Source organism: Streptomyces sp. NPDC051555 (assembly GCF_044454405.1).
In the GTDB taxonomy this organism is placed as follows: Bacteria; Actinomycetota; Actinomycetes; order Streptomycetales; family Streptomycetaceae; genus Streptomyces.
Map to the genome: position 1 here is coordinate 498,002 of NZ_JBITDP010000003.1, position 13,645 is coordinate 511,646.

Consider the following 13,645-nt stretch of genomic DNA (forward strand, 5'->3'; position numbering starts at 1 on the left):
TATAAGCGATCACGCGACTACTCTGTGTGCGACGAGAGGAGGGTGAATGCTGCTGGGATTCCGCACGGCGAACGTACGGTCGCTACGTGAGGAGCAGGAGCTTTCCTTCGTCGTACCGCAGGCCGAGGAGTCGGACGCTGCGAGGACGGTCGAGCTGTCCGACGGCAGGCAGCTCCGCGTTTATCCACTGCTGGGTATCTTCGGCGCGAACGCTTCCGGTAAGTCCAATGTGATCTTCGCGCTGAGGGAGATGCGGGAGGCTGTCCTCAGCTCATACGCACAGTGGACCGCGTACCAGGGGATTCCTCGCGACGTCTTCGCTCTCGACCCGAAGGCCGCTGAGGAAACCGCCTTCTACGAGGCGGATTTCGTTCTCGACGACGGTGTGCGCTGGACCTACGGATTCGAACTGGGTCCCAACCGTGTGGAGTCCGAGTGGCTGCACGCCTACCCCAAGGGGAGGCGTCAGGAGTGGCTCGACCGGGATGCCTCGCGGGAGAAGGTCTTCAAGTTTCCGAATGAGCGGATCCAAGATCGAGCGCTACTGGCCCGGACGACCCGGCCGGACGCACTCTTCCTTTCTCGTGCGGCCAACGACAATCACCCGCAGCTCACCCGGATCTACCGCTGGTTCCAGGAGAACCTCTGGGACGTCACTCCGGAGACGGAAATCGCGCAACGTGAGGCTTTCACGGCGGGCAGGCTGCTCGATGAAGAGTCACGTGAGCGGATCGAAGAGCTTCTGCGGGTCGCCGACCTGGGCATCACCGGGGCCGAAGTCGAGCGTCAGCCGGGGAAGGCGCCCGTGGTCCGGCTTCTCCACGCCGGTGAAGGCGGGGAGTCCGTCTCCCTCGACTGGGATCGGGAGTCCTTCGGTACGCGTTCGTGGTTCGCGCTGATCGGACCGCTCCTCTTGGCTTTGGACAAGGGTGCGGTCCTCCTGATCGATGAACTGGATGCGAGCCTCCACCCACGATTCGCGGCGGAAGTGGTGCGCCTCTTCCAGGCGTCGTGGAGCAACACCAAGGGCGCTCAGCTCGTGTTCACCTCCCATGATCCTTCGTTGCTCAGCTCCCCCCGGGGCGGGCGTCAGCTGGAGCCGGGCCAGATCTGGCTCACGGAGAAGGACAAGCAGGGCGCCACGGAGATCTACCCCCTGAGTGACGTGGGGCCGGGGGCTGAGGAAGACCTCACGGACTCCTACCTGGCGGGTGCCTTCGGGGGCGTGCCGCGGATGCCGGCGGGGCAGATCGGGCGAAAGTTGCTGACGGCACGGGTGCAGGAGGCGGAGCGGGCCTGATGGCGAGGGACAAGGGGAGGAACAATCCGGGACGCGCGAAGAAGGCGCGACCGGAGGAGCGGCCGCGCGAGGTGTACGTCTTCACAGAGGGCGAGGTCACGGAGCCGGGCTTTGTCGAGTTCGTACGCGATTCCGGTACGCCCGCGCAGCGGGGACACGGCGTAGAGATCCTCTTCAAGAACCTGACAGCGCCCTCCAAGCGTCGCAAGCCGCTGCCTCTGGTGGAGGAGGCCATCCCCTACGTGGCCGCGGCCGAGCGCGCGGCACGGAAGGCCGGACTCAAGGAAGGCGACTGGAACTGGCCTCAGGTCTGGTGCCTCTTCGACCGCGATCAGCACGAGGACATCCCGACCGCCTTCGCCAGGGCGAAGAAGGCAGGTGTGAAGATCGCGTACTCGCACCCCTGCTTCGAGCTGTGGCGGCTCCTGCACTACCAGAACTACACCGCCAGTTTCGGTGGTGTTTGTGATGACGCCGCAAGCCGCCTCAAGGGGCAGCCCGGGTTCCCGCAGACCTACGGCTTGAAGATCCAGAGCGTCTCCCCAGAGATGGCGAAGCGTGTGATGCCGGATCAGGTTCGCGGCAGGTACAAGAAGGCCCGAGGGTTTGCTCAGCAGCTGAACGCCCGGCACGAGGGCCCGGACCAGAACAAGTGGGACCCGTACACAGACGTGGACAGCTTCGTCGAGGATGCCCTGGGCATCGTCGACTACTGACTGCGCCACGTCCAGATCAGTCAGTGGTAGAGGAGTGCCGTACGTGGCCAAGCTGACGCTTGCGCAATTGGAACGCCACCTGTTCGCGGCCGCGGACATTCTGCGCGGCACGATGGTCGCGGCGGAGCATCGTGACGTCATCTTCGTGCTGTTGTTCCTGAAGCGCGTCAATGATGAGTTCGAGGCCGCGCGTGACGTGATCACCGCTGAGGAGCGGGCGGCGGGCGCCTCGGAGGAGGGCATCCAAGCCGAGGCGGAGGCGTACCAGAACTACCGCCTGCGCGGCGTCCTGTACGTACCGGAGGCGGCCCGCTGGGATCGGCTCACCGATGCGGTGAACGAGGTCGCGACGCAGTACCTCCGGCCCGCCCTCAAGGAGTTGGAGAACCAAGAGGGCAACGGCGAGCTACGCGGCCTCTTCCGACACGTCAATTTCCACCGTATCGCGGACGAGCGGCTGGTGGCGCTGATCGAGCACTTCGGCAGTATCCGGATGCGCGGCGAGGACTTCGAGTTCCCGGACATGGTCGGTGCCGCGTACGAGTGCCTGATCAAGGCCTTCGCGGACACTGTGGGCAGTAAGGGCGGCGAGTTCTACACCCCTCGATCGGTGGTCCGGATGATGGTCGAGCTGGCCCGGCCGACGGCCGGAATGCGGATCTACGACCCGTGTGCGGGCTCGGGCGGCATGCTGATCCATGCCAAGGAGTACATCGACGAGCACGGTGGCGATTCCGGGGACCTGTTCCTCGCCGGCCAGGACGTCAATAACGGCTCCTGGGCCACGGCCACGATGAACATGCTCTTCCACGGCGCCAAGTCCTTCTCGCTCAAGACCGGCGACACCCTCACGAACCCTTCGCACCCCGAAGGCGACTTCGATCTGGTGCTCAGCAACCCGCCGTTCTCCATGGACTACAAGCAGGCCGATGTACCGCACCAGAAGTCACGGATGCCGTACGGGGAGGCGCCGGAGAAGGGTAAGGCCGACCTGATGTTCGTCCAGCACATGCTGGACATGGTGAAGGGGAAGGGCGGCTCGGTCCTCACGGTCATGCCGCACGGCATTCTCTTCCGTGGCGGAGTCGAGCGGCTGATCCGTACGGCGCTCTTGGACGCGGACCTGATCGAGGCCGTGATCGGCCTCGCTCCGAACCTCTTCTACGGGACCGGCATCCCGGTGTGTGTGATCGTGCTGCGGGCGCCTGGCCGCAGGCCGCAGGCCCGGCGGGGCAAGGTGCTCTTCATCAATGCCGACCGCGAGTACGGGGCAGGACGTTCACAGAACACGCTCCTGCCGGAGCACGTCGAGAAGATCGTGTCCACCTTCCACGCGTACGCGGACGTCGAGGGCTTCGCGAGGATCGTCGACCGGTCGGAGCTTGCGGAGAGCGCGGACGACCTGAACATCCGCCGGTACGTGGACAGCACCCCGTCGCCGGAGCCACAGGACATGCGGGCACATCTGGTGGGTGGCGTGCCGGTCGCGGAGATCGAGGCGAAGAGGCCACTGCTGGACGCGTACGGCGTGGATGTGCCGGGGCTGTTCGCGGTGCGGGAGGGCGACCCGGAGTACGTCGACTTCTTGCCGGAGGGCGAGCGGCCGGACGCGGCGCGGCTGACGGAGCTGGCGGCTGAGCGGGAGGCGATGCTGTGGAGGGCTTTCGAGGAGTGGTGGCGGTCGGAAGCAGAACAGATCGCGCTGCTCGCGCCAGCCGATGGCGGCGGTCGCGCGGAGGGTGAGCGCAAGGCTCAACTGGCCCATTTGCGGGCAGGCTTGATCGATTCATTCTGCTCCAGGCTTGGCGAGGTGGGCCTCCTGGACCGATACGCGCTGGCGGGTGCGGCCACCGGCTGGTGGCACGAGGCGAAGTACGGCCTGGCGGCGCTCTCGGTGACAGGGTTCGGCGGGGTCATCGACGGTTGGGTCGAGATGGTCAAGGCCATGCTCGTGCCGGAACGTAAGCGCACCGCGGTGGAACGCCGTCAGGCGTACGACCACAAGGTGGTCGCAGCCATCGTCCCCGAATTCCTCGCCGAACTCGCGGTACTCGCGGAGGTGAACCGGGGTGATACGGACCTCGACAAGAAAGCAAAGGTCGAGAGTCGGCGAGCGATTCTTGAATTGGAAAGAGCCTTTCTCGGGCGCCTGGGTCAAGTCCGCGATGGGCTTGACTTGGCCGGGGAGCGGGGTGCGGTGCTGGGTGTCTTGCGCGGCGATCTGGCGAATGTTCTCGTGCCGCACATTGAGCTCAGGCGGCGTGAAGTAATCCGGGCATATGGGAACTTGGAGGACAAGTATCGGGTCTCATTCCGGGAGGTCGAGTTCCAGGTAACTGGTTCGGCCAAGCGACTTTTCGGCAGTAACCCCTGGTCGCGACCCTCTGCGGCTTGGGACTTCCGCGAGTTGAGGTCTTCGGCTACTTCGCGCGAGGCAGCCACCCAGCGCATCCACGAGATCATTGACACGGAGAAGGAAGTTGAGGCGGCGCTGGCCAAGTTGGACGTTGCCGAGCAGGTGCTCTGGCTTCCGGTCCTCGCTCCCGTTGCTGGGGACGCGCAGGATACCGACCGCCGTGCCCTGCGCGAGGTGATCGCGGCTACCCGGTACTACAAGCACTCCGATGTTGGCACCCAAGGGATTCCGGTTGCGCAGACAAGGCGCGTAGGCGAGGGAGTGCTGGACGTTTCGGAACTCAGCGAGAAGCGCCCACGCAGCTCCTTCGGCCCATCCCCGCAACCCGGCGACGTGCTTGTCACGACCGAACCCATCTTCCAGGGCCGCCCCTTCTACGTGGCTGAACGGCAGGAGTTCGTGCCGTCGGCATCAGTTTTCGCAAGGCTGCTTTGTCTCACTCCGCATCACGAACACGTTCACGCCTCCTACCTTGCGGGGTGGCTGCGTCACCCCATGGTGCAGCAGCGGATACGTGCTCAGGCAGTGGAAGGGCTACCTCGTGAGCGACTGGTGACAAGCCGGATGCTCGACGTGGAGATCGAGCTGCCGAGCATCTCGGAGCAGCGGCGCATCGTCGAGGAGCTGAGGGCGTTGGCGCAATCGCGTGCTCGTATCCCTAAGCAACTGGCGAAACTTCGCCTGATCAAACAGACCCTGATGAACGATCTGATCGCCGACCGAACGTAGATCCGCTACGGCGCTCACGCCGGGCGGGAGGCTCCCGCCCAGGGCATCGAGGCGATCGGGGCGATCCGGACCGGGGCGCCGGGGTGCGGGGCGTGGATCATCTGGCCGTTGCCGATGTACATGCCGACGTGACTGATCCCGGAGTAGAAGAACACCAGGTCCCCCGGGGCGAGCTGGTCGCGGGAGACCCGGTGGCCGGCGTTGATCTGGGTGTAGGTGGTGCGGGGCAGGGAGACCCCGGCCGCCTTCCAGGCCGCCTGGGTCAGCCCCGAGCAGTCGAAGGAGCCGGGCCCGGTGGCCCCCCAGACGTACGGCTTGCCGAGCGCGCCGTAGGCGAAGGCCACCGCCTTGGCCGCGCGCGAACCGTCGCCGGGCGGGGCGGCCGCCAGGGCTGTGGCGGAGCCCGCTCCGGTGGTGGGTCCCGCGCCCTGGGCCTCGTACCGCGCGCGCTCCTCGGCCGTGAGCTTGGCCAGCAGCTGCTTCGCGGCGTCGAGCTTGCCCTCGACGACGGACTTGCGGTCGGAGAGTTCGGCCTCGCGGGCGCGCAGCTCCGAGAGCCGGCCCGCCGCCTTGTCGCGCAGCCGCCCGACCTCGTCGAGCTGACGGCGTACGGAGGCCACCTCCGAGGCGGTGCGGTCGCCGGCCCGCGTGATGAAGGCGGCCCGGTCGAGGTAGTCCTGCGGGTCGTCGGCGAGCGCGAGCTGGACGGCGGTGCCCAGGCTCCCGCTGCGGTACTGCGAGGCGGCGAGCGAGCCGAGGGCGCTGCGCGCGCTGTTCAACCGGTCGGTCTTGCGGGCCGTCTCGTCGCGCAGCTCGGTCAGCGACTTCTGCGCGGCCTCCGCCTTCTCCTTCGCCCCGTTGTACTGCTCCGTCGCCGCCTCGGCCTCCTCGTAGAGCCGGTCCACCTGGGCCTTGACCTGGTCCGGGGTGGGCTGGGGGTCGGCCTGCGAGGTGCCTTCGTAGGCGGTGGCGGTGGCAGCGCCCGCCAGGGCGAGGGTGGCGGCGGTGCGGAGGGTGCCGCCGGAGAGGAGCGGGCGCTGCCTGGGCTTTCGATGACTGGCCACGGGGGCCTCACATCCTTCCCTGCTGATCCGTCGTGCGGGTCTTGGGGGAGGACGCTAAACCTGGAGGTAACGGGAAGATGTCGAGATGATCCGAACTGCCCGGAGCTGATCTGCACTGATTCCGATTGTCGTCCGGTGATCGTTCGTGGCCGCCCGATGACACCCCTAGCCCGGCCGGACGCTCCCGTACATCGGCTGGTAGTGGATCGAGTCCTCGCGGACGTACGCCCCGGGGCGCGGGGCGTGGATCATCCGGCCGCCGCCGATGTACAGCCCGACGTGGCTGATGTCGTCGTAGAAGAACACCAGGTCACCGGGGCGCAGGTCGGCCGTCGCGATCCGCGGGCCCGCCTGGACCTGGTCCCACGTGGTGCGCGGCAGGTCGATGCCCGCCGCGCGCCAGGCGGCCTGGGTCAGCCCCGAGCAGTCGTAGGAGCCGGGTCCGGTGGCCCCCCACACGTACGGCTTGCCCAGCTGGGCCCGGGCGAAGGCGACCGCCCGCGCGCCGTGCGCCGAGGGCGGTGCGTCCGCGGGCAGCGGGCCGCCCGGGGCCTCGGCCCCCGCGCCCGCCTCCAGCTCCGCGAGCCGGGTCCGCTCGGCCCGGGTCAGCCCCGTGAGCAGGGCGTTCGCCTCGGCCAGCCGGCCTTGCACCGCCTTTTTGCGCTGCCGCAGTTCCGCCTGGGAGGACTCCACTTCGCTCAGCGCCCCGGCCGCTTCCGCCCTTCTCTTCGAGGTGTCCAGCTGCTGCTGCCGCGCGTCCGCCAGGAGGCGCTCGCCGCGGTCCCCGAGCCGGGACATCAGGTGTTCCTGGGCGAAGAAGCCCTGCGGATCGGAGCCGAGCAGCAGCGCGGCGGCGTCGCCCAGGGGGCCGGCGCCCCGGTACTGGGCCGCCGCGAGGCTGCCCAGGAGGCGCCGGGTCTCGTTCAGCCGCTGCGTGTTGTGGGCGACCTGGTCCATCAGCGCGACCAGCTTCGCCCGCTGTACGGCCACCCGCTCGGCGGCCGCGTCGTACTCCTGGGTGGCGGTCCCGGCCTGCCGCTGGAGCGCGTCCACCCGGGAGCGCACCTCCTCCACGGAGGGCCGCGGGGCCGGGACGGCCGGGGCGGCCGGGGCGGCAGGGGCGGCGAGGACCAGTTGCTGGGGGAGCAGCCCCAGCGCGGCGACGGCGGCGGTGGTGACGACGCCCAGTCGGCCCGCGGCGGCCGCCGGGGTGCTCGGGCGTAATCGGGTGCGCGGCTTGCGGTGGGGGGAGGGAGCGGGGTGGGACACGGGCCGGCACCTCCTTCCGGTTGGCGCTGGACGCTAGCGCCGCCGGGCGGGGCTGGGAAGGGTCCGGGAGCATATGCGGGACCGAATTTCCGGTGCCGGGACCGGCTGTCGGTCCCGGGCCCTAGACTCGGAAGGCGATGAGCAGCCTCTTTGACGACAGTTTCCTGGCGGACCTCACCCCCTCCCACGAGGAGCCTCCGCCGCCGCCCGAGGACCACGCCCCCGAGTCGGGCGCCGACGACCTCTTCGGGGGTCGCTTCGACGCGCCCCCGAGCGGGGACGCGTACTACCGGGGCGGGTCCCCCCGGGCGGTCATCGACCCGGAGGCGCTGCTCGTCGGCCTCAATGACGAGCAGCGCGCCGCCGTCGTGCACGCGGACTCCCCGCTGCTGATCGTGGCGGGCGCCGGTTCCGGCAAGACCCGGGTGCTGACCCACCGCATCGGCCACCTGCTGGGTGCCCGCGGGGTCCATCCCGGCCAGATCCTGGCGATCACCTTCACCAACAAGGCCGCCGGAGAGATGAAGGAGCGCGTCGGGGAGCTGGTCGGCGCGCGCGCGAACGCGATGTGGGTGCTGACCTTCCACAGCGCGTGCGTGCGCATCCTGCGCCGCGAGTCCAAGCTCCTCGGCTTCACCTCGTCCTTCTCGATCTACGACGCGGCGGACTCGAAGCGGTTGATGGCGCTCGTCTGCCGGGACCTCGACCTGGACCCCAAGCGCTTCCCGCCGAAGTCCTTCAGCGCGAAGGTCTCCAACCTCAAGAACGAGCTGATCGACGCCGACGCCTTCGCCGCACAGGCGGTGGACGGCTTCGAGAAGACCGTCGCCCAGGCGTACGCGATGTACCAGGCACGGCTGCGCGAGGCCAACGCCCTCGACTTCGACGACATCATCATGACCACGGTGCACCTGCTCCAGGCGTTCCCGGACGTCGCCGAGCACTACCGGCGCCGCTTCCGCCACGTACTGGTCGACGAGTACCAGGACACCAACCACGCGCAGTACACGCTCGTGCGCGAGCTGGTCGGCACCGGGTACCCGGACCTGCCGCCCGCCGAGCTGTGCGTCGTGGGTGACGCGGACCAGTCGATCTACGCCTTCCGCGGCGCGACCATCCGCAACATCCTCCAGTTCGAGGAGGACTACCCGAACGCGACGACGATCCTGCTGGAGCAGAACTACCGCTCCACCCAGACGATCCTGTCCGCCGCCAACGCGGTCATCGAGCGCAACGAGAACCGCCGCCCCAAGAACCTGTGGACGCAGGCCGGCTCGGGCGCCGGGATCACCGGCTACGTCGCGGACACCGAGCACGACGAGGCGCAGTTCGTCGCCGACGAGATCGACCGACTGACGGACGCGGGCGACGCGAAGGCGGGCGACGTCGCCGTCTTCTACCGCACCAACGCCCAGTCCCGCGTCTTCGAGGAGATCTTCATCCGGGTCGGCCTGCCCTACAAGGTCGTCGGCGGAGTGCGGTTCTACGAGCGCAAGGAGGTCCGGGACGTCCTGGCCTACCTGCGGGTGCTCTCGAACCCCGAGGACGTGGTGCCGCTGCGCCGGATCCTGAACGTGCCCAAGCGCGGCATCGGCGACCGCGCCGAGGCGATGATCGACGCGCTGTCGCTGCGCGAGAGGATCACCTTCCCGCAGGCGCTGAAGCGCGTGGACGAGGCGTACGGCATGGCCGCGCGCTCGACCAACGCGGTGAAGCGGTTCAACGTGCTCATGGAGGAACTGCGCACGATCGTCGACTCGGGCGCGGGCCCGGCCGTGGTGCTGGAAGCGGTCCTGGAGCGTACGGGCTACCTCGCCGAGCTCCAGGCCTCGACCGACCCGCAGGACGAGACGCGGATCGAGAACCTCCAGGAACTCGCGGCCGTGGCGCTGGAGTTCGAGCAGGCGCGGGCGGCCGCCGCGGACGCGGCGCCGGCGGCGCCCGAGGCCGACGCCCCGGGGACGGTGGCGGTGGCCGATGCGGGCGCCGACGCCGATCCGGACGCTGTGGCCCCGCCCGCGGCGCCGGGACCGGGCACGCTCGCGGAGTTCCTGGAGCAGGTCGCGCTGGTGGCCGACTCCGACCAGATCCCCGACGAGGACACCGAGGGCACGGGCGTCATCACCCTGATGACCCTGCACACCGCCAAGGGCCTGGAGTTCCCGGTGGTCTTCGTGACCGGCATGGAGGACGGGGTCTTCCCGCACATGCGGGCGCTCGGTCAGACCAAGGAGCTGGAGGAGGAGCGGCGCCTCGCGTACGTCGGGATCACCCGGGCGCGCGAGCGGCTGTACCTGACCCGCTCCTCGATGCGCAGCGCCTGGGGCACGCCCTCCTACAACCCGCCCTCGCGGTTCCTGGAAGAGATCCCGGACCAGTACCTCCAGTGGAAGCGGACGGGGGCGCAGAAGCCCGCGGGCCCGATGCGCAGTTCCGTCGGTTCCCGCTCGGGCGGTGGCGGCGGTACCTCCTTCGGCACCTCGCCCGAGTCGTTCCTGTCGTCCTCGCGCTCCAAGTCGGGCCCCTCGGGCTTCGCGACGCGCCGGACCTCGGACAAGCCGGTCATCACGCTGCTGGTGGGGGACCGGGTCACGCACGACCAGTTCGGGCTGGGCACGGTGATGGAGGTCAAGGGGACCGGCGCGGACGCGCAGGCCACCATCGACTTCGGGGACGAGAAGCCGAAGCGGCTGCTGCTGCGGTACGCGCCCGTCCAGAAGCTGTAGGCCGCCGGTCGCACGAGAAGGGGGCGGGGCCCGGGGTGAAGTCCCCGGGCCCCGCCCCCTTGTTCGTGTGTCTGCGTGTGTCTGCGTGCGTCTTCGTGTGTCTGCGTGGCTTCGTGCGGCCTAGTTGGGGTCGATGCCGTGGCTGCGCAGCCACGCCTGCGGGTCGATCGGGGAGCCGCTGTCCGGCCGTACCTCGAAGTGCAGGTGCGGGCCGGTGGAGTTGCCGGAGTTGCCCGAGTACGCGATGACGTCACCGGCCTTGACCTTGCCGGACCGGATCTTGGTGCTGCTGAGGTGGCAGTACCAGGTCTCGGTGCCGTCGGGCGAGACCACGATGGCCATGTTGCCGTAGGCGCTGTTCCACTGGGTGCGCACGGTGCCATCGGTGGCCGCCATGACCGGCGTGCCGTACGAGACCGGGAAGTCGATGCCGGTGTGCACGGACATCCACATGCCGCCGGCCTGTCCGAAGCCCGCGCTGAGGCCGTGCTGGTCGACCGGGAGGGAGAACTTGGGGCGGGCCGCTTCCTTGGCCGCCGCCTCCTCCGCGCGCTTCTTCTTCTCCAGGTCCTGCCGTTCCTTCAGGTCGATGCGCTCCTGGGTACGGCTGGCCCGGTCCGCGAAGTCGCCCGCGTCGGCGCTGAGTGCGGTGAGCTGGGTGTCGAGCTTGCTGTTCGCGGCGACCGGTTTGACGGACGCCGGGTCGGGCGCGGCCATCGTGGTCGTCTCGCCGGACGGCTTGTCACCGGAGGGCAAGCCGCCGACCGCTGCGGCGGCCACGCCCGCGACCCCTATGACGCACACCGAGGGGACGGCGACGGTCAGCAGCGCGGACCGCTTCGCCGGGGACCGGCGGCCGCCGGTCGCCTTGGCGGGGGCCCGGCGCGCGGAGCGCGGCACGGGCGGGGTCGTGGCCATGGTCTGGGTGGGGAGGTCGGCGTGGGCGGCCGCGGCCAGGACGTCGTCCCGCTCGGCCGAGGTGTCCTCGGCGGGCACGGCGTCGAAGACGGCGGTGGCCGGGCCGGACTCCGGTGCGGCCTCGTAGCCGCTGTCGTGTCCGCTGTCGTGTCCGCTGTCGTATCCGCCGACGCCGTCGTCGTAGCCGCCGTCGTGGTGCGCGGCGTAGTCGCCCTCGTACGTCGGGGCCGCGTAGGCGCCGGCGTCGTAGGCGGGGGTGAGCGTGGTGGCCTCGTACGCGTAGGAGTACGTGTAGGCCGCCTCGGGCTGGAGCTGCTGCGGCAGTTCCTCCGGGACCACGGTGTTCCAGGCGGTGGCGTCGTAGGCGCCGGTCTCGTTGCCGGTCGTGCCGTAGCCCGGCATCGCCCAGTGGCCCGAGGGGTCGCCGGTGGTCGCGCCGACGGGGGCGGCGCCGCCGTCGTGGCCGAAGGAGGTCGGCTGGTACTCCGTGTTCCAGGCGCCGGCGTCCCACTGGCCGCTGACGTCGTCGGCGGCGCTCTGGGTGGGGATGCTGGAGAGATAGCCGTCCTGGACGGGGGCGTTCCACGCGGTGGTGTCGTAGGCGCCGGTGTCGTAGGGAGCGGCGTAGGCGCCGTAGTCGTACCCCTGGCCCTGTGTGTCGAAGGACGGGTACGGCACCTCGCTGGCGAAGGTGGTGGTGGAGAGGCCGTCGTATCCGTTGTCCGGATACTGGCCCGACGTGGTGCTGTCGTTCACCAACTTCTCTTTCGCCTCGGCGGTGGGGAGCCTGGGTGGCCGGGGGGTTCGTGGACCCCGGAGGAGAGCAGTGGCGTGACTGTACCCGTCGGTTACTGGCAACGACAATCTTCTAGGGGTTCTCGAGTTTCCGGAACCGGGCATTCGGCCGTCTTTCGGTCGTGCGGAGACGGAGCCTTGGCCCTGGGTTCGAAATCCGTTCGACTGCGCGGTGTTCGCCGATCAGGCGACGGAGGCGGTTCCCGGGGCGGCCGGGGCGAGGGGTGACGGGCCGTCGAGGGCCCGGTGGACGGCCGCGATGACAGCCGGATGCTTCGGGAGCGCGAGGTGTCCGATGCCGGTGACCTGCACGTTCTCCACCCGCAGGTCGGGATGGTCGAGTCGGGCCGTCTCCACCGGAACCATCAACTGGTCGAACTCGCTCCAGAAGGCGACGAACCGGGTCCGGCATCCGGGCGCGGCCGCGGCCAGTTCGGCCATCACCGAGGAGTCCGGGCGGATCTGCCGGATCACGGGGTGCGCGCCCGCGAACGCAGCCACCCGGGTGCCCGCGTGGGGAGTACCGAGAGTGACGAGGGTGCGCACCCGCGCGTCACCGCCGAGGCGCTGGACGTAGTACCGGGCGATGAGCCCGCCGAGGCTGTGCCCCACCAGGTCCACGCGCGGGGCCCCGGTGCGCCGGCACACCTCCTCGACGTGCTCGGCGAGCCGGCGGGCGGCCGCGCGCAGATCGAGGGTGAGGGGCGAGTAGTTGTACGTCTCCACCCGGCGGCGGCCGCCCTTGGCCAGGGCGCGGCGCAGCAGCACGAAGACGGACCGGTTGTCGGTGAACCCGTGCAGCAGCAGCGCCGGCGGCCGGGCCCCCGGGGTCGCGGCCCCGGGCGCGCAGCCGGTCCGCTCCGGCCGTTCCGGGAGGATCCCGGTCGGGTAGAGCAGCAGGTGTCCGGCGAGGACGACGAGTTCGAGCGCGGCGGCGCGCAGCGCGGCGCCGGACGCGGGTACGGACGTGAAGACGAATGGCAGCCCCATCGACGGCCTCCCCCTGGCGGCTTCCGGGTGTGGCCTTCGGCGCTCCGGGCGCGGCTCCCCTGGTCCGCTGCGTGGCCGCCGTCGCCCCGCCGCCGTGCCGTGCGGCTGACGGCGCGGTGGCGGGGTGGCTCTACGCGGCTCTCCCGGCGACCGACGGCGCGGACGTCCCGAGTGAATCAATGCTGTCCCACGTGTGATTTCCCCCTCCCGGTTGACCGCGAAACGGAGGTGTGCGCGATGCTGTACTTAACGTTCGTTCACTCGGGAGGCAGTGCGATGGGTGTGACCGGTCCGATCCGTGTGGTGGTGGCGAAGCCGGGTCTTGACGGCCACGACCGTGGTGCCAAGGTGATCGCGCGGGCGCTGCGGGACGCGGGCATGGAGGTCATCTACACCGGCCTCCACCAGACCCCCGAACAGATCGTGGACACCGCCATCCAGGAGGACGCCGACGCGATCGGCCTCTCGATCCTCTCCGGCGCCCACAACACGCTCTTCGCGAAGGTCCTGGAACTCCTGCGCGAGCGCGAGGCGGAGGACATCAAGGTCTTCGGCGGCGGGATCATCCCGGAGGACGACATCGGTCCGCTCAAGGAGAAGGGCGTGGCCGAGATCTTCACCCCGGGCGCCACGACCACCGCCATCGTCGACTGGGTCCGCGCGAACGTCCGCCAGTCGGCCTGAGCCACCGGACCACCGGACCACCGGACCACCGAGCCCCC

Annotated in this window: 9 protein-coding genes; 5 read left to right on the top strand and 4 right to left on the bottom strand. The window is 69.7% G+C overall.

Annotated features, from left to right (window positions below; all coding sequences use genetic code 11):
- Positions 1 to 46: 46 nt before the first annotated feature.
- From ACIBEA_RS10750 to ACIBEA_RS10760, 3 genes are read left to right on the top strand one after another with little or no spacing between them, the layout of a single operon-like run.
- Positions 47 to 1,300, top strand: coding sequence for an ATP/GTP-binding protein (locus ACIBEA_RS10750; RefSeq protein WP_399259468.1), 1,254 nt, complete (start codon positions 47 to 49; stop codon positions 1,298 to 1,300).
- Positions 1,300 to 2,016 (top strand): RloB family protein, encoded by a 717-nt coding sequence (locus tag ACIBEA_RS10755; protein WP_399259469.1) that lies wholly within the window; start codon positions 1,300 to 1,302, stop codon positions 2,014 to 2,016. The genes ACIBEA_RS10750 and ACIBEA_RS10755 overlap by 1 nt, the downstream gene beginning before the upstream one ends.
- 43 nt (positions 2,017 to 2,059) lie before the next feature.
- The gene (locus ACIBEA_RS10760) at positions 2,060 to 5,161 is read left to right on the top strand and encodes an N-6 DNA methylase (RefSeq protein WP_399259470.1); all 3,102 of its coding nucleotides are present in this window, start codon (positions 2,060 to 2,062) and stop codon (positions 5,159 to 5,161) included.
- 14 nt (positions 5,162 to 5,175) lie between these two features.
- Here ACIBEA_RS10760 and ACIBEA_RS10765 read toward each other — a convergent pair whose 3' ends face one another.
- Complete coding sequence (locus tag ACIBEA_RS10765; RefSeq protein ID WP_399259471.1) at positions 5,176 to 6,225, bottom strand: NlpC/P60 family protein; 1,050 nt, start codon at positions 6,223 to 6,225, stop codon at positions 5,176 to 5,178.
- 165 nt (positions 6,226 to 6,390) lie between these two features.
- Complete coding sequence (locus ACIBEA_RS10770; protein WP_399259472.1) at positions 6,391 to 7,494, bottom strand: NlpC/P60 family protein; 1,104 nt, start codon at positions 7,492 to 7,494, stop codon at positions 6,391 to 6,393.
- A gap of 137 nt (positions 7,495 to 7,631) precedes the next feature.
- Between ACIBEA_RS10770 and ACIBEA_RS10775 the strand changes: the two genes are divergently transcribed.
- Entirely contained in the window at positions 7,632 to 10,220 is a 2,589-nt protein-coding gene (locus tag ACIBEA_RS10775; RefSeq protein WP_399259473.1) for an ATP-dependent DNA helicase, read from the top strand.
- A 120-nt stretch (positions 10,221 to 10,340) separates the two neighbouring features.
- On the opposite strand, the gene ACIBEA_RS10780 is transcribed toward ACIBEA_RS10775, so the two are convergent.
- Together ACIBEA_RS10780 and ACIBEA_RS10785 are read right to left on the bottom strand one after the other, a co-directional pair.
- Entirely contained in the window at positions 10,341 to 12,038 is a 1,698-nt protein-coding gene (locus tag ACIBEA_RS10780) for a M23 family metallopeptidase (RefSeq protein ID WP_399259474.1), read from the bottom strand.
- 78 nt (positions 12,039 to 12,116) lie between these two features.
- On the bottom strand, positions 12,117 to 12,923 hold the full coding sequence (locus ACIBEA_RS10785; RefSeq protein ID WP_399259475.1) for an esterase/lipase family protein: 807 nt from the start codon (positions 12,921 to 12,923) through the stop codon (positions 12,117 to 12,119).
- 276 nt (positions 12,924 to 13,199) lie between these two features.
- Here ACIBEA_RS10785 and ACIBEA_RS10790 point away from each other — a divergent pair, with 276 nt between their 5' ends.
- Positions 13,200 to 13,607 (top strand): cobalamin B12-binding domain-containing protein, encoded by a 408-nt coding sequence (locus ACIBEA_RS10790; protein WP_399259476.1) that lies wholly within the window; start codon positions 13,200 to 13,202, stop codon positions 13,605 to 13,607.
- The last annotated feature ends 38 nt before the right edge of the window (positions 13,608 to 13,645 follow it).

Bases quoted from the DNA above. Each gene is read 5' to 3' on its own strand.
- ACIBEA_RS10750 (WP_399259468.1), top strand. From the start codon at position 47: ATGCTGCTGGGATTCCGCACGGCGAACGTACGGTCGCTACGTGAGGAG.
- ACIBEA_RS10755 (WP_399259469.1), top strand. From the start codon at position 1,300: ATGGCGAGGGACAAGGGGAGGAACAATCCGGGACGCGCGAAGAAGGCG.
- ACIBEA_RS10775 (WP_399259473.1), top strand. From the start codon at position 7,632: ATGAGCAGCCTCTTTGACGACAGTTTCCTGGCGGACCTCACCCCCTCC.
- ACIBEA_RS10780 (WP_399259474.1), bottom strand. From the start codon at position 12,038: ATGCCCGGTTCCGGAAACTCGAGAACCCCTAGAAGATTGTCGTTGCCA.
- ACIBEA_RS10785 (WP_399259475.1), bottom strand. From the start codon at position 12,923: ATGGGGCTGCCATTCGTCTTCACGTCCGTACCCGCGTCCGGCGCCGCG.
- ACIBEA_RS10790 (WP_399259476.1), top strand. From the start codon at position 13,200: ATGGGTGTGACCGGTCCGATCCGTGTGGTGGTGGCGAAGCCGGGTCTT.